Below are 20,541 nucleotides of genomic sequence, written 5' to 3'. Positions count from 1 at the left end.
ATTCGAATGCAGGTCTCGAGCTTCCTTTCGGTACATACGCACTGCCCGGACATAGCCCTCAAAAAAAATTAGCGGCAATGAGGGGGAACGGCCGCAGCAGCGTATAAGGTTACAGGGCAACGGAGGGGGCTATGAGGCATTCCGGTTTAGACCAGACAAACGAAATTCAAATTTCGGGGTTAGAGATCGCTGCATTTAAAACGGCCAGCAAGAGCGTGGCTCTCGCGCTGCCGTTACCTTGGTACGTCCGGTTGGGTCATGGCGCAGGTCGCCATGCGGCAACCAAACGACGCGACCGGATGTTCGATCAAACTTTCCCGCGTATTCACCCATCAGGATACATGGCCTCATGCTAAACCGTATCTGGGTAGCTGCGCCCCTCGTGCTTTCGGTATGTGTGCCGCACGAAAGCAAAGCACAAAACATCGCTGAAACTGCAGCTGTGCGCGAGGAAACCTCCAGCCTCCGCTCGCCTTTGCGCCTATCGGACGTGGCGGCCATTGCTCTGCAGAACCGGGCCGAAATAGCGGCGGCAAAAGCCCGTGCCGATGCTCTTGCTCAGCGCCCCGCCATCGTGTCTTCCCTCCAGGATCCAATGGTGTCGGTTTCGGTCGACCACTACCCATTCAGCGCGATGATGGATGGTGGACGGCGTTACGATCGAAGTATCAGTGTCGAACAGCAATTCCCGCTATCGGGTGTTCTTTCCCATCGGCGCTCCGCCGCCATTGCCGAGGCAGAGCGAGCAACGGCGCTTACGGGCGTGACCGAGTTGGATGTTGTACTCAATGCCCAGCGCGGATTCTTCATGTTATTGGAACGCCGCAGGATGCGGCCCGTAATCGACGAACAGATCACGTTGGCCAGTTTGCTCGTCGATGTGGCCGCAAGTCGCTATGCGAGCGGCGGTGGCGCACAAGCCGACATCCTCAGGGCCGAGGCCGAGGTCGCCCGCCTGCAGGCGAAACGGCAGTCCCTCGCCGCCCAGATCCGCGGCGCCGAAGCGATGCTTAACGCGGGCCTCGGCCTGCCTGTGGATGCTTCAGTTCCGGAACTGGCTTATCAGCCCAGCCTTGCCGAGCCGGCGTCAATTGCAGAAGTGCTCGAACTGGCCACGGACAACCGGCCCGAGCTCGCGGTGGGAACCGCAGAGGTAAAGCGCGCTGGCGCAGAAACTCGCGCGATGCGCTCGATGTACAAACCCATGGCGACCGTAAAAGCTGGGTATGCCGAGACCATGGCCGAGGGTCCCGGAGCGATGCTGATGGTCGGCATCAGCGTTCCCATATGGCGGCGACGCCTGAGTAGCGGAGTCGCAGAGGCACAGGCCATGGAGCGCATGGCAGACGCCGATCTGGAAGCCATGCGCCGGATGGTCGCTGGCGAAACCCTTGCAGCGCGCGAAGACGTGATTGCAGCCCAGGTGCAGGTCAACCTGTTGCGCCAGGATGTGCTGCCTCGATCAAAATTAGCGATGGATGCGGCGCTTGGCAGCTATTCGTCGGGGCAAGGGTCCCTCATCGCGGTCGTCGAGGCCGCTCGGGCGCTTTGGCAGGCACAGGGGGATGAAGTCATGGCCGAAAGTGCATTGGGCGAAGCCTGGTCCAAGTTCGAACGGGCGACCGGGGACAGCCAGCGGAGGCGCCAGTGAAAACCTACTCACCCCGCGCGCTCATTGCTAGCGCCGTCATTCCCGTTGGGGTCTTGATCGCAATCCTCGCTTTTCAGGCACAACGCGAGAAATGGCCCTTTGCACCACAGCACCCGTCCAGCGAAGTTGCCGGTCGCGTAAAAACTGCGCCGGGGACGGCGGTAGCGGCGAGCACCGCTGCAGCGCGGGCGCCGGTTGAGTTGACTGCGAAGCAAGTGGATATGCTTGGCGTTCAAATGGAGGCTGCCGAGGTCCGAAAACTTGAGGAAACTGTCCCAGGCGTCGCAACTGCGGTGATCGACGAATCCCGTATCGTCGAGGTGCATCCGCGAGTTTCAGGCTGGCTGGAGCAGCTTTACGTGCGGACTACCGGCCAGAATGTCCGGGCCGGACAGGCGCTCGGAGCGGTTTTCTCGCAGGAGTTGTACGCATCACAGCTGGAATATCTGGCAGCCTTGCGGCGCGCGAACACCGCGCCTGCAAGCGTCGTACTCGCAGCGGGCAGGACCCGGCTGAAGGTGCTCGGAATGAGCGATGGTGAAATCAGGCAGATTGAAAGGACCCGACAGGCCAATCGGCTCGTGACCATTGTGGCCCCGCGAAGCGGGTTCGTACTGGATCGCGGCGCGACCCAGGGGATTACCGTCGACCCCTCCACCAATATTCTGTCGATCGCCGATGTGTCGCAGCTCTGGATCATCGTCGAAGTCGCGGAAGCTGGTGCCGGACGGATCCAGGTCGGTTCGCCCACTTCGCTGACATTCCCTCTGTCAGGACGACCTCCCTTCATCGCGCGGGTCGAATTCATCTATCCAATGCTCACGGAAAGAACGCGATCAATTCGGGTTCGAATGTCCGTGCCCAACATTGGCGGTGCCCTGCGCCCGGGCATGTACGGCAGCGCCCAGATTTCGGCAGCACCACGTAATGCCCTCACTATCGGCCGCGATGCGGTGGTTGATACCGGTATAACGCAGCACGTCTTTGTCCGGAGTGGTGACAATCGGTTCGAACCTCGCACGATCAAACTCGGTGCGAAGGTTGGAGACCGGGTGGAAGTCCTGGATGGACTTGCGGCTGGAGAACTCGTCGTTTCCGCTGGAGTGTTCCTCATCGACTCTGAAAGCCGCCTGCGAGCATCGGGGGCGACCGGACATGGAGGGCACGGAGGTTCTCCTCAACCGGCACCGGCGGGACAACAGACTGCGCCAGCTGCTGCCGCGCCTGCGCAACATGAGCATCAACCATGATCGAGCACATCATCGAATGGTGCGCCAAGCGGCGGTGGGTGGTGTTGGCGATCGCGCTCGTCCTATCGGCCTGGGCGGTCGACTCAATGCGCAAGACGCCTCTGGATGCACTTCCGGACCTTTCCGATCCGCAAGTGATCGTATTTACCGACTGGATGGGTCGCAGTCCCAACCTGGTAGAAGACCAGATTACCTATCCGCTGGTGCGAGCCCTGCAAAGTACACCCGGTGTCCGCACTGTTCGCGGATATTCGATGTTCGGGATGAGCTTTGTCTACGCAATCTTCGGTGACGACACAGACATCTACTGGGCCCGCACCCGAGTGTTCGAGCAGATTGGTCGTGTGCAGCAGCAACTGCCTGCGGGCGTAGTCCCGACGCTCGGTCCCGATGCAAGCGGCGTGGGCTGGATATATCAATATGTTCTCGAGGACACCTCAGGACGCTTGAATGCCGCTGAGTTGCGGGCGCTGCAGGACTTCACAGTGCGCCCAGCGCTCCAAGGTGTGAAAGGCGTCGCGGAAGTCGCCTCAATGGGGGGCTTCGAGCGGCAATACCAGATTTTGCTGAACCCAAACAAACTTGCGGCCTTCGGCATCACCCCAGCGGACGTTTCGCGCGCCGTGCGCGACGCAAACTCCGAAGTCGGTGCCCGCGTCCTCGAAATGAGCGGACGGGAGTATGTCCTGCGCGGACGCGGTTATGCCAAGACCCTGCAGGATCTCGAGCAAAGCGTCGTTACTGTTGCCGATGGTGGCACACCGATCCGCGTGCGCGACGTCGCCAGCGTGCAATTCGGTCCGGAGATTCGCCGCGGGACTGCAGACCTTGATGGCAAGGGTGAAGCCGTCGGCGGCATTGTGGTGATGCGATTGGGCTCAAACGCCCAGGAAGTGATCGAGGCGCTCAAAGGTCAGATTGGCCAGCTTGCATTGCCACCCGGAGTGCGCATCAAAACGACGCATGACCGTTCGGAACTAATTACCGGATCCATCGAGACATTGACGGATACGCTGATGATCGAAGGGGCTATCATTGCGATCATCTGCCTCATCTTCCTGATGCACGGCGGATCGGCGCTGGTTGCCCTCATCATCCTTCCGATGTCTGTGCTCCTGTCATTCATTGGCATGCGCTATCTTGGCATTTCAGCCAATATCATGTCCCTTGGCGGAATTGCGATTGCGGTCGGTGAATTGAGTGACGCCGCGATCGTGATGATCGAAAATGCGCACAAGCGACTGGCCGAGAATGCAAAACCGGAGGAACGCATTCGTGTCATCGTCGATTCCGCAAAAGAAGTCGGCAAACCGATCTTCTATTCCCTCCTCCTCATAACAGTCAGCTTTCTACCGATCTTCACGCTGACCGGGCAGGCCGGAAAGCTCTTCATGCCGCTGGCCTATACGAAGACGCTGGCCATGTTCTTTGCAGCAATCCTCTCGATCACGCTCGCACCGCCGCTGATGATCTGGCTACTGCGTGGCAGGTTCCGCACTGAAACAGAGAACCCGCTCAACCGCATACTCGGCAGTTTCTATCGCCCCATCGCACGATTCATCATCCAATGGCGCCTCGCCGTGGTCGGCGTCGCGGCACTCGTGATGGCCGCAACTGTGCCTGTTTTCATGCGTCTCGGCTCTGAATTCATGCCCCCGCTGGACGAGGGATCGTTGCTGGTGATGCCCACGACCTTCCCCGGCATCTCAATAGAAGAAGCCCGGCGCGCGCTGAACACGCAGCATCGGATCATCATGACCTTCGGTGAAGTTAAGATGGTCCATGGCAAAGCAGGGCGCGCGGAAACCGCCACTGATCCAGCCCAGTTGGACATGAGCGAATCGGTGATCACACTCAAACCCCATGACGACTGGCCGACAATTCCCGTCACACGTTGGTATAGCGATACGGCCCCATCGTGGGTTCAGGGAGGCCTGAGAACAATCTGGCCGGATCGCCGACAGCGTACCGTTTCGGAGCTATCGCGCGATCTTGATGCGGCCTTGCGCATGCCGGGTTACCAGATGGCGATTGCACCGCCCATCCGCACACGGATTGACATGCTCACAACCGGGGTGCGGACCCCGGTAGGCGTCAAGGTGTTTGGTCCCGATCTCGCAGGCATCGAGCGCTTGAGCGTAGCTCTTGAGGGGGCGTTGCGGACAGTTCCGGGAACGCGCAGCACCTTCGCCGAGCGTCAGAGCGGACGGGAGTACATCGACATTGAACCAAGGCGAGATGCGATAGCCCGATATGGTTTGACCGTGCGGGACGTTCAGGATCTGGTCGAGGCTGCGATCGGGGGCATGCCAGTGTCCACTGTCATTGATGGCAGAGCCCGATATTCCGTAAACGTCCGCTACGCGGCCGACTTCAGGGCCGACCCGCAGGCTCTGAACGAACTGCTCGTCCCGATCCCGGCACCCAAGACTTTGTCGTTCACCGAAGTCCGAACGGCAGGTGGCGGGTCATCGCCGGCGGGACAAAGCCAGGTTCAATCAGGCGCCGGGATGGACGCCATGGGCGGCGGCATGGGTAGCGGGGCCTCCGGCGGCAGTGGCACGAACAAGAATGCCGGGCCGATGAATGGAGCCGGCCGCACCGGTGCGGAGTGGAGCAATGGGCAGCAGGCCGGCTCCGTCGTACCCTTGGCGGCACTCGCGGACGTGAAAGTCGTCACCGGGCCGCCAATGATCAAGAACGAAAACGGCATACTGGTGGGCTACGTTTTCGCGGATATCGACACATCACAGCGCGACCTTGGCGGATGGGTGGATGATGCCAAAAGCGTCGTAGCAGATCGGATCGAAGTTCCACCTGGCTATCGCTTGCAGTGGACCGGACAGTATGAATTCATGGCGGAACTGACTTCGCGTTTGCGGACAGTGGTTCCCCTCACGGTCGTTCTGGTTGGCATATTGCTGTATCTGTCCATGGGAGGCTGGCAGCAAACCTTGCTGGTTATGCTGAGCTTGCCCTTTGCTATTGCCGGCAGCATCTGGCTCTTGGCACTCCTTGACTACAACCTTTCAACCGCTGTGTGGGTCGGATTGATCGCCGTCGGGGGGGTCGCGGCCCAGACCGGCACGGTGGTCGTGGTGTACCTCGACCAGGCTTATGCGGAAGCGGTGAAACAGGATCGGTTACGCACTGGGGACGATATCGATGCTGCTGTGATGGAGGGCGCTTCCCGGTGCCTTCGCCCGATGCTCATGACGGTCGCAACCACGGTGTTCGGGCTCATGCCACTGCTTTGGGAATCGGGCGTGGGCGCCGATCTTTCGGCGCGCACTGCCGCCCCCGTGGTTGGCGGCCTCTGGTTCTGCATGTTCCTGACTTTGCTCGTCATACCGGCCGCATATGCCCTGTGGCGTCACTCCCAGCTAAAGGCGTCCGGGACAGTACGGAGCGACGCGTAATGGCCCTGGAAGCGGTTCGATCGTCATCAACTGTCGGCCTGACGAGTGCAATTGCGGCCCGCCTTCTCGTGGAGGCGGGACCAAACGAATTGGGAGTGAAGTCGGCACGGCCAGCATGGCGCCTTCTCCTCGCCCAGTTCAACAGTCCCGTCATTTGGTTGCTGTTGGTGGCCTGTGTCGTCTCCGCGTTGGTCGGCGAAATCATTGATGCTGCCGCAATCGGGACGATTGTAATTGTCAATGGACTGGTAGGCTTCTTTCAGGAGTACCGAGCGGAAAAAGCCGTCCTCGCGCTGAGGGCGATGACCGCTCCGCGCGCGCGCGTCATCCGCGATGGCCGGACGCAGGTGATTGCCGCTGCTGCTGTCGTGCCCGGCGATCTGTTGGCACTTGAGGCAGGAGACGTTGTCGCCGCCGATGCCCGGCTGTTGGAGGCAAATGTCCTGACGGCTATGGAGGCCGCGCTTACCGGAGAGAGCACACCGGTAACCAAGACTGCGAAACCGGGAGATCCGGCTGCCCCCCTGGCCCAGCGCAGTGACCATGTATTTGCCGGAACGCATATCGGAACGGGGACAGGTCTGGCAGAGATCATTGCCACCGGGATGCGGACGGAGCTCGGTCGCATTGCCGAAATGCTGACTGCGGCAACCGACGAGGCCACACCGCTCCAGGCACGCCTCGCGGTGCTTAGCCGTCGGCTGATGCTCATCTGTCTGGGAATCGTCGTTGCCGTAACCATACTCGGCTGGCGCCAAGGCCTGACCGGCCTCGATCTGCTTTTGCCCGCCATCTCCCTCGCGGTTGCGGCAGTGCCTGAAGGCCTGCCAGCCATCGTTACCATAGCCCTTGCGGTCGGCATGCAAAGGATGGCCGCGCGCCACGCACTCCTGCGGCGGCTCACAGCTGTCGAAACACTTGGTTGCGCAACGGTCATCTGCACGGACAAGACAGGAACATTGACGACGGGAGTTATGGCCGTCCGCGAAATCTGGGGCCAGGATCACCAGCGTGTGCTCGACACGGCGGCGGCCTGTTCGGACGCAGAGCTGTCAGCCGACGAACAAGGCGGCGTTGGCGACCCGACCGAGGTTGCCATCATTGTGGCCGCAGCGCAGCGCGATATCCGGCGAGATGCGATCGAAGCGGAACGCCCGCGTGTGTCGGTGTACCCGTTCGATGCAGACCGCAAATGCATGTCCATCTACCGCACGGACGGCCTTCTCTATGCAAAGGGCGCCGTCGAGGCGATCTCTGCACGATCGACGACTATTCCCGATGGCACCGAGGAGGCCGCCAGCGACATGGCCGCCCGCGGATTGAGGGTTCTGGCTATCGCCATGGGTCGCGCCGACAGTGAAGCAGATCTCGAGTTGGTCGGCCTGCTCGGCATTGCGGATCCTCCTCGAACAGAAGCGATCGATGCAATCGCGCTGGCGCAGGCAGCTGGTATCCGCACGGTGATGATCACAGGCGATCACAAGCTGACAGCCCATGCAATTGCCCAGGAAATGGGCATCCTGAAACCGGGGCAAAGTGCGGACGATATAGTGCACGCTCGCGCGACCCCGGAAGACAAGCTGCGAATAGTAAGAGAATGGAAGTCCCGCGGCGAGATCGTCGCCATGACCGGTGACGGCGTCAATGACGCACCGGCCTTGCGGGAAGCCCATATCGGCATCGCAATGGGCCAGACTGGAACGGAGGTCACGCGCGGTGCGGCAGACATCGTGTTGGCCGACGACAATTACGCGACGATTGTAGCGGCGGTTGAAGAAGGTCGAGGGATCTTCGAAAACATCCGCAAGTCCACGGCTTACCTAGTCGCAGGCAACATGGCCGAACTGGCGGTTGTGTTTGTCGGTGCTGCTTTGGGTTTTCCGACCATCCTGCTGCCGATTCACCTGCTTTGGATCAATCTGGTGACCGATGGACTTCCCGCTCTTGCACTGGTGACGGACCGCGGAAATTCCAGCTTGATGACCCGTCCGCCCCGGTCGGCAAGCGAGCAGATACTGGGTCGTCCCGAATGGCGCCGTATCCTTCTGGCAGCCGCAATACAGACGGTCTGTGTAATGGGGGTGTTCCTGTGGGCACGCGATGCCCGAAACCTCGAAGAAGCACGCAATCTTGCCTTCTCCGTGCTCGTTTTTGGCGAATTGCTGCGCGCCTTTTCTGCTCGGGACCCGGACCGGCCTTTCTGGGAAGTGGGGTTGTTCAGCAACATGAAGCTGGTGCTGATTGTCGTGGTGTCGCTGCTGGCTCAACTTGCCATCCACCATATGCCCACGACCCAGGAAGTTTTCCGGATCGGCCCGCTCTCACTGGCAGACTGCGCGCTGTCGCTCGGCGTTGGCGCGGTACCGTTGCTCATTCTGGAGTTGGAGAAGCTGGCAAGACGCCGGGCCAATGCAAGATAAAACGACCGGACGACGCCGAGAACCAATGCTAAAACGCCACCATTGCCAAGCTGAACTTCAACTGCGCGTCAATGCACCGGGCCAACGAAATGCCGGGACGAGGCGAACAGCGGCCTTGCTCATCGAGCACATAACCGAACCACTGCGCTGGCAATGTCCTCGGCGAGGCAGATGCCATTTGTGACATGTGGCACGGTGTCGCAGCTTATGACCGCTGCCGCCACTTGCTGGATTTCGGGATACGCATCGCCAGCGAAAAGTGGGTGAACGACAAGGCAAATGGGATCGACGAACCCCGCAGCCCGCAGATTTCGGGCAGCTTCGATCATGGTACGACCCGAAGACGCGATATCATCGACCAGAACAGGCTGGCAGCCGCGAAAGCCGGACAAGTTCGGCATTTCGATCCGCACGTCACGATCACCCGACCGCTGCTTTGCCAAGACCACATGCGGCGCCCCAGCGGCGCGTGCGACCTCGGTGACCCACTGCTCGCTCTCGGCATCGGGCCCAATGATCAGCGGCTTTGCAACATTGGTTTTTGCCCACGCCCCGAGCCTGGGTGCAGCATGCACCACGCTAGTCGGCATGTCGTAGATTTCGTCGAGCCCGGCGTAGCGATGTAAATGGGGGTCGACGGTAATCAGCCAGTCAAACGCCCTTGAGAGGACCTTTGCGAAGGTACGTGAGGTTATTGCTTCGCCAGGGGCAAATCGCTTGTCTTGGCGCATGTAGGCCAGATAAGGTGCGACCAGGCCGACGCGCGCGGCGCCGAGTTCCCTCGCGGCATCTGCGGCGAACAGGAGCGATGCGAGTTTGGGGTCGGGATCTGCCAAGGTGCAGGCCAGCACCACCTCGCTTCCGGCCAGGTCGGGCGGCAATCGCAAATAGCTCTCGCCATCCGGGAAACGGCGTGAGGCAATGCTTGCATGGTCACAGTTCAGGACTTGTGCCAGACGCTTTCCCGCTGTTTGTCCGTCGGGCAGTGAAAGGACCTGCAGATGCCCCGTCATTGGATCACCGTGAAGATCGCGCCATCTGCTGCCGCATAGGCAAGAGCATAATCGAGTTCGCCCCGGCTTTCCGCATGGACCGTGCAGAGCTCAGCACCGGATTCGACAATGTCGCCGCGTCTCACATGCATCTCGATACCAGCTGCCTTGGCTGCTGGCGCGCCTGCCAGTTTCGCGATCTTGGCCAGCTTGCGATTGTCCATCTCGGCGATCTTGCCGGACCGAGCGGCCGTCAGCGTGTGCCGGTGGCTCGACACAGGTGGAGTGCGCATTCCACCTTGCGCTTCGCAGATCCTCTGAAATTTGTCCCAAGCCCGCCCATCCAGCAGCGCCTCCGCGGCGAGGGCATCACCCTGCCCCGCCGGAGCCCGGCCTCCCAGCTCCAGAATAGCGCCTGCCAGTTGCACAGCACGATGACGCAAGTCGTCCGGGCCATCCTTGTTCTGCAACACGGCCAGAATGTCACGCGCCTCCAGCGCTGGCCCAATACCACGACCGATTGGTTCAAGTCCCGGCCCTTCCAGGATACGGGTCTTCAGACCAAATGCAGTCGCAACCGACAGCAGGGCGTCGCCGAGTTCGCGTGCCGCTGCTTTGCTGCGCACTTTTGCCGATGGTCCGACGGGCATGTCGATTACCAGATGGGTTGCACCCGCAGCGATCTTCTTCGAAAGCACGGAGGCGACCATCTGACCGACCGCATCGAGATCGAGCACCCGTTCAATACCTATGATGATGTCGTCTGCCGGGCTCAACCGCACGGAGCCCCCCCATACTATGCAACCGTTCTCCTGTTCGACAACCCGGCGTATGGCTGCCAGGTTGAGGTCTACCGGCGCGAGCGTCTCCATCGTGTCGGCGGTGCCGGCTGGCGACGTGATCGCCCGGGACGAGGTCTTTGGCATTACCAGACCGTGGGCAGCGATGATCGCCACGACAATGGGGGTAGTCCGGTTCCCGGGAAGGCCGCCGACACTGTGCTTGTCAACCACCACTTCCGAACCCCAGGAGAGGCGGTCGCCAACGTCCACCATTGCCCCGGTCAGACCCATCGTTTCTTCGTAATCGAGGGGAAAGGCCGAACATGCCGTGACGAAGGAGGCCAAGTGAACATCATTGTAGCGACCAGCCACGATGTCAGTCACGATCGATCGAAATGCACCTGGCGCGAGACGGTTTCCGTATACGCGGCTGCGCAGATCGCTCAGAGAGGCAATCGGCGGCGGGTGATGGACAGTCACCAGATCGCCCGGCTTTACGCCTAGGTTGACCAGAGCGTCTTCCGACAGACCAATTTCTCCCTCGGCCAGTAAATCTCCGGATGTGCGCACGATATCGGCGATGATTTCGCCGCCAGCGGAACTGATCAGCAACTCGGAACGCGCCGTGAACCCCTCTGCACGGCAGACATAGCAGTCCTCACGCATGAACACGCTCGGCTGATGCTGGGTAGTGGTCACTCCGAGGCGGCGAACCGTCAGTTGGTGCGGCGCATGTTCGCCGGACGACGCAACGAAAGACGGTCCGGCAGTGGTCATGCCAGGATCGCCCGTTCGCCCTGAACCGGGATCTTGCATTTCCAGCCCAGTTCCTTCTCGATCCGCTGTCGCAAGGCTTCCGAAGCGCTCGGTTCGCCGTGGGTGATGAAAGTCATCCGAGGCGGCTTCTTGATTGCAGAAATCCAACGCATGATCTCATCCGCGTCTGCATGGCCCGAAAGCATCGGCAAATTGGCCACCTCGGCATTGAGCGGGATCTGCTCACCGTGGATCTTGAGACTTCTGGCGCCTTCAACCATTCTTGCGCCGCGCGTTCCAGCAGCCTGGAACCCCGCGAAGAGGATCAGGTTGCGTGGGTCGGGGGCGAACTGCTTGATGTGGTGGACTACGCGGCCGCCCGTTGCCATGCCGCTGGCCGAGATGATGATCTTCGGCTCATGGCTCCGCGAAATCTGCTTCGACGTTTCGACATCGCGCACATATTGCGGTACGTCGCAGGTCTCTTCGCACTGTTCGGGGGTAAGACGATGGTCCCCCAGATGCCGGCAGAATATCTTGCTGGCACTGATGGCCATGGGACTGTCCAGATATACGGGCACCCCCCGAAGCCGTCCGGCCTTCCTGAGGCGTGACAGGTGGAAAAGCAGCGTCTGCGCGCGTCCGACAGCAAAGGCCGGGATAACCACTGTCCCGCGACGCTCAATGCATTTCTCGATGGCCTCGCCAAGGGCTTCCATCGCATCGACACGTTCATGCAGCCGGTTGCCGTAAGTAGATTCCAGAACGAGGTAGTCTGTCTCGAGGGGAACTTCGGGATCCTTCATGACCGGATCATCATAACGGCCAAGGTCACCTGAGAAAGTGACCTTCCGCGACCCGGTCGTCAATTCGATGAAGGAGGCGCCAAGGATATGCCCAGCGCGGCGAAATTTGAACCGGGTGCTGTCGGCCAGCTCCTGCTCGGTTTCGAAGTCAACCGGTGCAAAATATTCAAGGGCAGCCTTTGCATCATCTTGCGTGTATAGCGGCAGTGCCGGTTTGTGACGACTGAACCCGCGATGGTTCGAGAAATCCGCGTCCTTCTCCTGAAGGAAACCGCTGTCCGGCAACAGGAGCTGACACAGATCGGCCGTCCCGGTGGTACTGACGATCCGCCCTGCCCAACCGTTCTTGACCAGTCTCGGCAGATAGCCGGAGTGATCGATGTGCGCATGCGTGAGCAGGACCGCATCTACCGTTTCTGCCGCATGGGGAATTTCTTCCCAGTTGCGTTCACGCAGCTCGCGCCCCCCTTGGAAAAGCCCGCAGTCGACGAGCAGGCGGGTATCGGCTGCTTCAACGAGGTAACGCGACCCAGTGACCGTCCCGGCGGCGCCAAGGAAGCGGATGGAAAATTCATCAGCCGCTGGCATTGCTGTCTCTCTGGCAGTTCCTTTCGCTGCATTCATCGCTTCGCCCCTTTCTTCCTACTGCCAGTGCGAGGTCAGGATGCAGGCCTGTTCTATGCGCTAATCCGGTGACCCCAGCATTCATACTTGCCCTCTGCGAGGCACACCCTCTCGTCAGGCGGCCTGGAAACCTAGAGGCCTCTGGCTGCGTAACGGGCGTATACCCGCGTCCCGCCGGGCCCGAACGCCGTTACGACAATGGCTACGCTCCGGTTGCCGGAAACTTCCATGCCGGGCGAGCCCATGGGCATGCCCGAGACGGCAAGCCCAGTAACGCCGCGCGGTCGCTCGCGGAGAACTCGCTTCATATCGGCAATCGGCACATGCCCCTCGAAGACGAGCCCATTGATTACCGCTGTATGGCAGGACGCCAGGTTCTGGGGAACGCCCAGACGGCCTTGGTAGGCATTGCGCCGGGCGTCATCGATCATCCTGATATTCTGACCGAACTGCTGCTTGACCAGCGCGAACCACTTCTCGCAGCAGCCGCAGCCTGGATCGCGGTGAACGACCCCGGTTGTAGCAGCGAGAGCAAGGGATGGAACCGCAACGGCAAGTAAGACCACGAGGCCTAGGGATTTTCTCATTGCGGTTCCTCCCGCTGCCGCTGTTACTGTGCGGCCTTGCCGTGCTGGCTCAGCCAGGCCTGAAGGCCGACGATGTCCCGAGTCTGTGCCGCGATATCCTGGTTCGCCAATCGCAGGACGCGGGTATCCTTGCTGCGGGCCACGACAAGGCGCGACATTGCAATCGCGCCGCGGTGATGCTCGATCATCTTGCGCACATAGGTCTCGTTCGCATCGGCGCCGGTCGCATGCATCATCGCCATGTGCATGTGCATTTCAGCTGGCGGAAACGGGTTAGCTGCCGTTGGCTGCATCATCGGCATATGCTGCATATCGCCCATGCCCGGCATCCCACCCATACCTGGCTTGCCCTCCATCCCCTTCATGCCGCCCATTCCGGGCATGCCTTCCATCCTTTGGTCTGCCGGAGGTGCGGGCGAGGCTGGAGTTGCCAGGGGCGGTGCGGGAGGAGTGGCGACCGGCGCAGCGGTCTGGCCATGGGTATGATCGTGTTCGGCGCTCGTTGAGGGCTGAGTTTGCGCGACGGCGCTTGTCCCCGTCATGGCAAGTGCGACGGTCGTTGCGAGTGCCAAAATCTTCATGATGCTTCTCCTGAGCCGGTCTTGAAAAGCTATACGCACGTGCCGCAATGCCCCCTCGCAATCTGAGCAAAATATTCGCGGCTCCCGGATGCTGCGCGTTCAGAACCAGAAACGGATGCCGGCAACGTAGCTCGTCGATGACGCGTTCTCGCCAGCTGCGCGTGCATAGTGCGCCGTGTCACCAAATTTGCGTTCCCACGACACACCGACATAGGGCGCGAATTCCTTGCGCAGTTCATAGCGCAGGCGCAGCCCCAGTTCGAGATTTGACAGGCCGGAGCCAATCCCACTTTCCGGAACGTCCTGCGCTGCGATATTCGCCTCGAGGCGCGGCTGCAAAATCAATTTCTGCGTGATCCGCTGGTCAACGTCGACTTTGATCCGGGCGAGGACATCGCCTTTCGTCGAGACAAACGCCGCCGTTTCGACCTCGAACCAATACGGAGCGAGCCCCTCGATGCCGATAGTGGCATAAGTCCTGTCTGGCCCCTTGCCGAAGTCCTGGCGAACACCGCCTTGCAGGTTCCAGTAGGGATCCACTGCATGGGACCAGAGCGCCTGCAACTCACCATGATGGCTCGCTTCGCCGAAGTTGCCTTCGCCTTCGGACTCGAGTGCAAGACGGTCGATGTCGCCGCCGAACCAGGCGCTGGCATCCCAGCGATACCCGTCGCGGCCATTTCGCGCCTGATACTCGGCGATGTTGAACAGCACCTTGTGGAATTTCATACCCCCATGTTCGCCTAGCAGCGCGGATTGGGCCTCGGCCATCGCAGCGGGACCGAAGTACGTGTCGGCAGCGCGATCGCCTGCGACCGGCGGCGGCGGTGCGTTGCCCGGCTCCAGATCGGTGCCGATCCTGCCTTCCTTATCGTTAGGTGCGGCCTCGGGGATCGGCATCGCCTTCATGCCGTGCATGTCATGCCCGGCGTGGGGGTCGGTCTCTGTCGGCGGAGGGGGCGGTGCCGCCGACGAGGCTGGCGGGGCTGGCACGGCGTGGTCATGATGCATCCCGTGATCCATCGGCGGGGGCGGGGGCTGGGCAGACGCCGCGGTGGCTAGAACGAGCGGGGATACCCCGAACAAAGCAAGCCGGGTCATGCCGCATCTCCCGCATCACGCACTTGCACCACGCGCATCATCCCTGCGTGCATGTGCAGGAACATGTGACAGTGGAAGGCCCAGTCGCCGTGGATACCGGTCACGTCGAAGCTGACCTTGCCGCCCGGTGCGACGTTTACCGTGTGCTTGCGCGGGCTGTACGCCCCGTGTCCGGTGACCAGTTCAAAGAAATGCCCGTGCAGGTGGATTGGATGATTCATCATGGTGTCGTTTATCAGGGTCACGCGCACCCGCTCATCCGTCCGGAGCGCTATCGGCGTCTTCGCCTCCGATAGCGTCTTACCGTCCATCGACCACATGTAGCGCTCCATGTTGCCGGTGAGGTGAACCTCGATTTCCCGCGCAGCCCCGCGTTCGTCTGGATTTCGCTCCAGCGCCACGAGATCGCGATAGACCAGAACCTTGTGGTCGACGTTCTCAAGGCCGACGCCGGGTTCTCCGGTTCGGTCCACAGGCATCGGCGCGATCGACTGAACACCGGGGCCAAGCACCACCTGGGGCGCATTGGCCCCGTCGCGCATCGACATCGAGTGTCCGGTAGCGCCCGCCTGCCCCACCGCGCCGCCACCGGATGCAGGCATATCCATGCCTTCCATGTCGTGCCCGGCATGTGGATCGTCGGAGACAGAAGTATCCATGCCTCCCATGCCCATGTCCTTCATCGTCAGCAGCGGACGTGCGCGCAACGGCGGAACCTCAGCAGCCATCCCCGGCCGGGGAGCCAGTGTAGCGCGAGCGAGACCTGACCGGTCAGCCGCCTCACCGACGATCGTATAGGGGCGATCCGCGGTCGGCGTGACAATCACGTCGTACGTCTCGGCAATGGTCATTTGCAGTTCGTCGACCGGAACCGGACGCACCGGAAGTCCGTCGGCCGCAACCACCGTCATCCGCAAACCCGGGATGCGGACGTTGAAGATCGTCATCGCCGATGCGTTGATGAACCGCAGCCGGACGCGTTCGCCAGGCTCGAACAGCGCCGTCCAATTGTCATTCGGACCATAGCCGTTGACAACGTAGGTATAGACCGAACCGGTCACGTCGAGGATGTCGGTAGGATCCATCCGCATCCGCGCCCATTCAAGGCGCTCGGCATGGGTCTGGTCTTTGCCCTCCGCCAACCCCGCCAGCGTCTGCTTCTGCCGGTTGAAATATCCGGATTCCTGCTTGAGCTTCGTGAACAGCGTATGCGGGTGGATGAAGCTGTGGTCGGAAAAGACAACCACATGTTCGCGATCATAAGCGATCGGATCGACATCCTTGGGATCGATCACGATCGGGCCGTAATGGCCCATCGCCTCCTGCAGGCCGGAGTGGCTGTGGTACCAGTAAGTACCCGACTGCTCGAGTTGAAACTCATAAGTGAATGACGAATGCGGCTTGATCCCCGGAAAGCTGACCCCCGGCACCCCGTCCATCTGGAACGGCACAAGCAGCCCGTGCCAGTGAACCGAGGTCTCCTCATCCAGCGCGTTGTCGACCGTGATCCTGACCTTTTGCCCTTCACGTAGTCGCAGCAGCGGCGCTGGCACGGTGCCATTCATTGCAATGACGTGGGCATCACGGCCGTCGACACGAACCATCTCGTGGGCAACTCGAAGAGCAATGGTGTCGCCCGAGAGCTGCGGCACCGGTCGGGCGATGCCGCGGGAAACCGGCTGTGCCCAGGCAGGCATCCACGCGGCAAGTGCAAAGCCGCTGCCAGCGAGGCCGGCACCGCGCAGCAGCGCGCGGCGATCTATGCCCGGAACGGACGCGTAGTTGGAAGTCATGGGAAGCAGTCCTGCCTGATACCTGTTGCGTACAGATACGCAGAAGTTGCGTCAGACCCTCAAAATTTCCTGCAAGTTATTGCGTGCGCGGTGGAGCCGCGTTTCGACAGCTTTTTCGGTAATGCCCAAAAGCACGGCAGTTTCCACCTGCGAAAGCCCCTCGACCGTGCGCAGCACCATTACGTCCTTGAGCTTAGCCGGAAGTCTGCTCATTGCGCTAAGAACATTGGCCAGTTCCTCACGATCGCTGGCTTCGCGTTCAACATCGGCCGAGAGATCGACCGGATCAGGGGCGCTTTCCAATGGCGTAGCAAACGAGAAGAGCGCGCTCACCTTTCTGCGCCGTGCCCAATCACGACATTTGTTGAGCGCAATACGGGTCAGCCAGTGCCTGAGCGGCCTCGACTGATCGAAGCGCCCCAGCGCGGCAAATCCGGCAATGAAGGTCTGCTGGGCTATATCGAGAGCTGCATCGTCGTCGGCGGTATGCGCCCTGGCGAAACGGAAAATGGCATCGCGATGCCGACGCAACAATTCGGTATAGGCGGTTTGCCTTCCTCCGATCGCCAGAGCTGCCAGTTCGCCGTCCGAACACGCACCAAGATCGAGGCTCATTTTGCCTCGGCGGTCAGCGCCTTGACCACTGCGTCATCAAATTGCGCGGCCTGTTCCGGTCTCAGCACACTGCGCATGGCGAATATGTGCTCGAGCGTTGCCTTCTGGAGTTCTCCCATCGCCTGATGCGAACGGTCGATCGCTGCGCTGACTTGCGGGCCATAGCCGCGCTCGGTCTGGATAGCCTGCGCGAGGCGGGAGTTATCCGCTCGCAGTTCCAGTTCGAGCGCCTGCCGCTGGATGGCGAATTGCGCTTCAAGGGCTTCGATCTTCGTTTCCTGGCCAGAATCCAGATCGAGTTTCTCGTGGAGGAGGTGGTGAAGCTCGCTTTCAACTGGCGGGGGCGGAACAATGTAGCTGCGGCCCACAAAGACGCCTGCCAATGCCGCACCAAAGGCGATGAGGATAACCAGCAGGTAACGGGATCGATTGTTCATTCCGCACTCGTCAGCAGCGTCGACGGGGCCAGCGCCGCAGGCGCTCCCAGCGGAAACGAATTTGACGCTGCATTCGCAGGTGCACCAGGAATGGCGGAACCCAAAAGCCCGGTAACGAGTGCGACTGCGGCCGCTGTTGCAAACAGCCCGCCTGACTGACGACCGCCCGCAGCCAGTTCCCGCTGCAACCCGTCAAGTACCGCAGCATCGATCATGCTAAGGCGCGGATCAACCGGAAGGTCTCGCAATCGGGCAAGTGCGCTTTCGATATCTGTCATTTTTCCTCTCCAAACTCGTCAGCCTTCATACGCAACGGAAGGACCAATCCCTCAAATTATTTTGGGCTGGAATGTGAGGGGTCAGGGCGCGACCCGCGTATTGCCTGCAGATATCCCAGGAGTGTTGCATGAAGACCATCAGATCGATCGCCACCGCCATCGCTGCGATTGCGATGACAACGGCCGTTCCCGCGCTGGCTCATCCAAGGCTGGTATCCTCGATCCCCGCCGCGCAGTCAGCGGTACAAAATGCGCGCCAGATAACCCTTCGCTTCTCCGAACGGCTGATGCCGCAACTGACAGGTCTGGAAATTGCGCCTGCCGGTATGTCCCATGCTGATCATGCGGCTCACACGGGCATGGCTCCGTTGCCCGCGATCCGGACGAAATTTTCGTCCGACGGCAAGACACTGATCGCTACTTTTGCGAGGGCCTTGCCACGCGGGGCCTATACCGTGACCTGGCATGCGGTGTCGGCTGACACGCATCGAATCCAGGGCCAGTTCGCCTTCTCCGTCAGGTAGCAGATATGTCGGAGGGGCCGGTCATAGCCATACGCTTCGGTCTTTTTGCAGTTGAAGGACTTCAACTGGGCGTGCCGCTGTTCGGTCTTTATGCGTTGCGCCCGTCGGAACGCAGCCTGCTCCCATTCCGGGCTTGCCTGATCCTACTGGGGCTCGGCGCAGTAGCGCTCAACATGCTGGGTTTTGCCGTGTTTGTCGCCAGCATGGCAGGCACTTCTATTGCTTCCATCGATCCTGACCTTGCCCGTTCAATCCTCCTGACAGCTCCCGTGGGCTGGGCCTTTGCATTGCGCCTTGCGGTCACCTTGCTTGCCCTCGCCCTCGTCTTGCTGGTTTCGACGAACAACACGAACGCGCTGACTGGGATTGCCGCTCTGAGCAGCATCGCTCTCGCATCACTGGCATGGAACGGACATGGCGTTGCTACCGACGGCGCGCTGGCGTGGCCTCACCTGATTGCCGACATTGTGCACCTGCTGGCCGCTGGCGTGTGGCTGGGCGCGATTGCCTGCCTCTTCTATATGGTGGCCCGTCCGAAGCCTTCGCTCGCTGATCTGACCGTAGCCGAACGATGCCTCAGGAGTTTCGGTGTCTTAGGGTCGCTCGTTGTCGCACTGCTGATTGTCACAGGGCTAATCAACGGGTTCGCTATTCTCGGCGGCCAGCCTCTCGGTCCCGGCATCGGTTCCACCTACATTGTCCTGATGGTGGCCAAGCTGGCGCTGTTCGGTCTCATGCTTGCGCTCGCAGCGCTCCACCGGTTCCGGCTTGTTCCCGCAGTGGAACGCGCCACCGACCACTCAAACAAAGCGATGACCATTCGCCGAATAAGATCAAGTATGGTCGTCGAACTGGCTGCTGCGTGCCTGGTCCTTGGCCTGGTCGCATGGCTCGGAACGCTGGAACCAGGCTGGTGACGCGTCGCATTCCATCTTCACCTGCCAGCGCAGGCCGTCAGTCGTCCCGTCATTTGAAAGGACCATTCCATGTCAGAGCATGACCCCCATGGCGGTGGAAAGATGTCCGGCCTCGCCAAACTCGTCTTCGTCGGCTTCGCGATCGTGGCTGGCTACTACCTCTTCACCGAGCACACCGTGCACCTGCTGAGCGCCTTGCCGCTCCTGCTCTTCCTGTCCTGCCCGATCATGCACCTCTTCATGCATCATGGTCACAAACACGGCGGTGGTCCGCCGTCTGGCAAGACACAGGGGGCCGGCGACGCCGGCGCACAGTGATGGAGGGCACCGCGGCCACGCATCAGATGCAGGGCTTCGGCCTGTGGGGTCTCGCTTTCGTCAACTCGGTGGTGTTCATCCTGTTCGCTCTGAGCTTTTTCAAACCGCAATCGGCAAGGGACTGGCGTAGCTTCAGCGCGTTCAGCGCCTTTCTCGTCGCGCTCTTTGCCGAAATGTATGGTTTCCCACTCACCATCTATCTGTTCGCCGGCTGGCTCCAGTCGCACTATCCCGGCGTCAACTGGTTCTCGCATGACGCCGGCCATCTGCTCGAGATGATGTTCGGGTGGCGGGTCAACCCCCACTTCGGCCCATTTCACATGGCCAGTTTTGTCCTGATTGGTGCTGGGTTCTGGATGATCTCGGTGGGCTGGGCCGTACTCCATGCAGCGCAACAGCGCGGTGCAATGGCGACCACCGGCATCTACGAACGGCTCAGGCACCCGCAATACGTCGGCTTCATCCTGATCCTGACCGGGTTTCTGCTGCAATGGCCAACGCTTCTGACGCTGGCCATGTATCCGGTTCTGGTCGTGATGTACGTCCGCCTCGCCCGTCATGAAGAAAAGGCCGCCATTGCCGAATTTGGCGATGCCTATCGCGGCTACATGGCGCGCACGGGCAGTTTCTTTCCAAATTGGCGAGCCCGAAGCGCAGATTGAGCAGTTTCCCTTGTTACTGGCAAAATAG

Annotated in this window: 19 protein-coding genes; 9 read left to right on the top strand and 10 right to left on the bottom strand. The window is 60.9% G+C overall.

Annotated elements, in window-relative coordinates; genetic code table 11:
• Positions 1-349 precede the first annotated feature (349 nt).
• From SxD43FB_RS07360 to SxD43FB_RS07345, 4 genes are read left to right on the top strand one after another with little or no spacing between them, the layout of a single operon-like run.
• Entirely contained in the window at positions 350-1,651 is a 1,302-nt protein-coding gene (locus SxD43FB_RS07360; protein WP_096061626.1) for a TolC family protein, read from the top strand.
• Positions 1,648-2,901, top strand: a complete 1,254-nt coding sequence (locus SxD43FB_RS07355) for an efflux RND transporter periplasmic adaptor subunit (RefSeq protein WP_096061625.1) — start codon at positions 1,648-1,650, stop codon at positions 2,899-2,901. The genes SxD43FB_RS07360 and SxD43FB_RS07355 overlap by 4 nt, the downstream gene beginning before the upstream one ends.
• Complete coding sequence (locus tag SxD43FB_RS07350; RefSeq protein ID WP_096061624.1) at positions 2,898-6,320, top strand: efflux RND transporter permease subunit; 3,423 nt, start codon at positions 2,898-2,900, stop codon at positions 6,318-6,320. Before SxD43FB_RS07355 ends, SxD43FB_RS07350 begins: the two co-directional genes overlap by 4 nt.
• A complete protein-coding gene (locus tag SxD43FB_RS07345; RefSeq protein ID WP_096061623.1) occupies positions 6,320-8,740 on the top strand; it encodes a cation-translocating P-type ATPase in 2,421 nt (806 codons plus the stop codon). The genes SxD43FB_RS07350 and SxD43FB_RS07345 overlap by 1 nt, the downstream gene beginning before the upstream one ends.
• A 119-nt stretch (positions 8,741-8,859) precedes the next feature.
• Here the strand turns inward: SxD43FB_RS07345 and SxD43FB_RS07340 are convergent, their stop codons facing one another.
• The 4 genes from SxD43FB_RS07340 to SxD43FB_RS07325 form a co-directional block, all read right to left on the bottom strand.
• A complete protein-coding gene (locus SxD43FB_RS07340; RefSeq protein WP_096061622.1) occupies positions 8,860-9,753 on the bottom strand; it encodes a ribose-phosphate pyrophosphokinase in 894 nt (297 codons plus the stop codon).
• A complete protein-coding gene (locus SxD43FB_RS07335) occupies positions 9,750-11,291 on the bottom strand; it encodes a thymidine phosphorylase family protein (RefSeq protein WP_096061621.1) in 1,542 nt (513 codons plus the stop codon). Before SxD43FB_RS07335 ends, SxD43FB_RS07340 begins: the two co-directional genes overlap by 4 nt.
• Positions 11,288-12,700 carry an MBL fold metallo-hydrolase gene (locus SxD43FB_RS07330; RefSeq protein ID WP_255245628.1) on the bottom strand — a complete coding sequence of 471 codons (1,413 nt, stop codon included), beginning with the start codon at positions 12,698-12,700 and terminating at the stop codon, positions 11,288-11,290. The genes SxD43FB_RS07335 and SxD43FB_RS07330 overlap by 4 nt, the downstream gene beginning before the upstream one ends.
• A gap of 131 nt (positions 12,701-12,831) precedes the next feature.
• On the bottom strand, positions 12,832-13,131 hold the full coding sequence (locus SxD43FB_RS07325; protein WP_343228836.1) for a DUF411 domain-containing protein: 300 nt from the start codon (positions 13,129-13,131) through the stop codon (positions 12,832-12,834).
• Between SxD43FB_RS07325 and SxD43FB_RS26325 the strand changes: the two genes are divergently transcribed.
• Positions 13,024-13,260, top strand: coding sequence for a hypothetical protein (locus tag SxD43FB_RS26325; RefSeq protein WP_343228837.1), 237 nt, complete (start codon positions 13,024-13,026; stop codon positions 13,258-13,260). The genes SxD43FB_RS07325 and SxD43FB_RS26325 overlap by 108 nt on opposite strands.
• Positions 13,261-13,310: 50 nt before the next feature.
• Here SxD43FB_RS26325 and SxD43FB_RS07320 read toward each other — a convergent pair whose 3' ends face one another.
• From SxD43FB_RS07320 to SxD43FB_RS24670, 6 genes are all read right to left on the bottom strand, one after another.
• Positions 13,311-13,661, bottom strand: coding sequence for a DUF305 domain-containing protein (locus SxD43FB_RS07320; protein ID WP_096061618.1), 351 nt, complete (start codon positions 13,659-13,661; stop codon positions 13,311-13,313).
• Between the two features lie 306 nt (positions 13,662-13,967).
• Positions 13,968-14,879, bottom strand: a complete 912-nt coding sequence (locus SxD43FB_RS07315) for a copper resistance protein B (RefSeq protein WP_176482703.1) — start codon at positions 14,877-14,879, stop codon at positions 13,968-13,970.
• 86 nt (positions 14,880-14,965) lie between these two features.
• Complete coding sequence (locus SxD43FB_RS07310; RefSeq protein WP_096061616.1) at positions 14,966-16,762, bottom strand: copper resistance system multicopper oxidase; 1,797 nt, start codon at positions 16,760-16,762, stop codon at positions 14,966-14,968.
• 51 nt (positions 16,763-16,813) lie between these two features.
• A complete protein-coding gene (locus SxD43FB_RS07305) occupies positions 16,814-17,377 on the bottom strand; it encodes a sigma-70 family RNA polymerase sigma factor (protein WP_096061615.1) in 564 nt (187 codons plus the stop codon).
• Positions 17,374-17,814 carry a periplasmic heavy metal sensor gene (locus SxD43FB_RS07300; RefSeq protein WP_096061614.1) on the bottom strand — a complete coding sequence of 147 codons (441 nt, stop codon included), beginning with the start codon at positions 17,812-17,814 and terminating at the stop codon, positions 17,374-17,376. The genes SxD43FB_RS07305 and SxD43FB_RS07300 overlap by 4 nt, the downstream gene beginning before the upstream one ends.
• Positions 17,811-18,092 (bottom strand): hypothetical protein, encoded by a 282-nt coding sequence (locus SxD43FB_RS24670; RefSeq protein ID WP_141249473.1) that lies wholly within the window; start codon positions 18,090-18,092, stop codon positions 17,811-17,813. The genes SxD43FB_RS07300 and SxD43FB_RS24670 overlap by 4 nt, the downstream gene beginning before the upstream one ends.
• Positions 18,093-18,220: 128 nt before the next feature.
• On the opposite strand from SxD43FB_RS24670, the gene copC reads away from it, so the two are divergent.
• The 4 genes from copC (at position 18,221) to SxD43FB_RS07280 (ending at position 20,513) form a co-directional block, all read left to right on the top strand.
• Positions 18,221-18,616: a copper homeostasis periplasmic binding protein CopC gene (gene copC, locus SxD43FB_RS07295; protein ID WP_096061613.1), complete on the top strand. Its 396-nt coding sequence runs from the start codon at positions 18,221-18,223 to the stop codon at positions 18,614-18,616.
• Positions 18,617-18,621: 5 nt separating this feature from the next.
• On the top strand, positions 18,622-19,533 hold the full coding sequence (copD, locus tag SxD43FB_RS07290) for a copper homeostasis membrane protein CopD (RefSeq protein ID WP_096061612.1): 912 nt from the start codon (positions 18,622-18,624) through the stop codon (positions 19,531-19,533).
• 69 nt (positions 19,534-19,602) lie between these two features.
• Positions 19,603-19,851 (top strand): DUF2933 domain-containing protein, encoded by a 249-nt coding sequence (locus SxD43FB_RS07285; RefSeq protein WP_096061611.1) that lies wholly within the window; start codon positions 19,603-19,605, stop codon positions 19,849-19,851.
• Entirely contained in the window at positions 19,851-20,513 is a 663-nt protein-coding gene (locus SxD43FB_RS07280; RefSeq protein WP_255245627.1) for an isoprenylcysteine carboxylmethyltransferase family protein, read from the top strand. Before SxD43FB_RS07285 ends, SxD43FB_RS07280 begins: the two co-directional genes overlap by 1 nt.
• The last annotated feature ends 28 nt before the right edge of the window (positions 20,514-20,541 follow it).

The organism is Sphingobium sp. D43FB (assembly GCF_002312805.1).
In the GTDB taxonomy this organism is placed as follows: domain Bacteria; phylum Pseudomonadota; class Alphaproteobacteria; order Sphingomonadales; family Sphingomonadaceae; genus Sphingobium.
This window is presented reverse-complemented; position numbering and strand designations above follow the sequence as displayed.

Excerpts from the sequence above, each read along its gene's own strand:
- SxD43FB_RS07360 (WP_096061626.1), top strand. The coding sequence starts at position 350 with ATGCTAAACCGTATCTGGGTAGCTGCGCCCCTCGTGCTTTCGGTATGT.
- SxD43FB_RS07350 (WP_096061624.1), top strand. The coding sequence starts at position 2,898 with ATGATCGAGCACATCATCGAATGGTGCGCCAAGCGGCGGTGGGTGGTG.
- SxD43FB_RS07345 (WP_096061623.1), top strand. The coding sequence starts at position 6,320 with ATGGCCCTGGAAGCGGTTCGATCGTCATCAACTGTCGGCCTGACGAGT.
- SxD43FB_RS07340 (WP_096061622.1), bottom strand. The coding sequence starts at position 9,753 with ATGACGGGGCATCTGCAGGTCCTTTCACTGCCCGACGGACAAACAGCG.
- SxD43FB_RS07335 (WP_096061621.1), bottom strand. The coding sequence starts at position 11,291 with ATGACCACTGCCGGACCGTCTTTCGTTGCGTCGTCCGGCGAACATGCG.
- SxD43FB_RS07330 (WP_255245628.1), bottom strand. The coding sequence starts at position 12,700 with ATGAATGCAGCGAAAGGAACTGCCAGAGAGACAGCAATGCCAGCGGCT.
- SxD43FB_RS26325 (WP_343228837.1), top strand. The coding sequence starts at position 13,024 with ATGCCCCTCGAAGACGAGCCCATTGATTACCGCTGTATGGCAGGACGC.
- SxD43FB_RS07325 (WP_343228836.1), bottom strand. The coding sequence starts at position 13,131 with ATGATCGATGACGCCCGGCGCAATGCCTACCAAGGCCGTCTGGGCGTT.
- SxD43FB_RS07320 (WP_096061618.1), bottom strand. The coding sequence starts at position 13,661 with ATGGGCGGCATGAAGGGGATGGAGGGCAAGCCAGGTATGGGTGGGATG.
- SxD43FB_RS07315 (WP_176482703.1), bottom strand. The coding sequence starts at position 14,879 with ATGCATCATGACCACGCCGTGCCAGCCCCGCCAGCCTCGTCGGCGGCA.
- SxD43FB_RS07310 (WP_096061616.1), bottom strand. The coding sequence starts at position 16,762 with ATGACTTCCAACTACGCGTCCGTTCCGGGCATAGATCGCCGCGCGCTG.
- SxD43FB_RS07305 (WP_096061615.1), bottom strand. The coding sequence starts at position 17,377 with ATGAGCCTCGATCTTGGTGCGTGTTCGGACGGCGAACTGGCAGCTCTG.
- SxD43FB_RS07300 (WP_096061614.1), bottom strand. The coding sequence starts at position 17,814 with ATGAACAATCGATCCCGTTACCTGCTGGTTATCCTCATCGCCTTTGGT.
- SxD43FB_RS24670 (WP_141249473.1), bottom strand. The coding sequence starts at position 18,092 with ATGACAGATATCGAAAGCGCACTTGCCCGATTGCGAGACCTTCCGGTT.
- copC (WP_096061613.1), top strand. The coding sequence starts at position 18,221 with ATGAAGACCATCAGATCGATCGCCACCGCCATCGCTGCGATTGCGATG.
- copD (WP_096061612.1), top strand. The coding sequence starts at position 18,622 with ATGTCGGAGGGGCCGGTCATAGCCATACGCTTCGGTCTTTTTGCAGTT.
- SxD43FB_RS07285 (WP_096061611.1), top strand. The coding sequence starts at position 19,603 with ATGTCAGAGCATGACCCCCATGGCGGTGGAAAGATGTCCGGCCTCGCC.
- SxD43FB_RS07280 (WP_255245627.1), top strand. The coding sequence starts at position 19,851 with ATGGAGGGCACCGCGGCCACGCATCAGATGCAGGGCTTCGGCCTGTGG.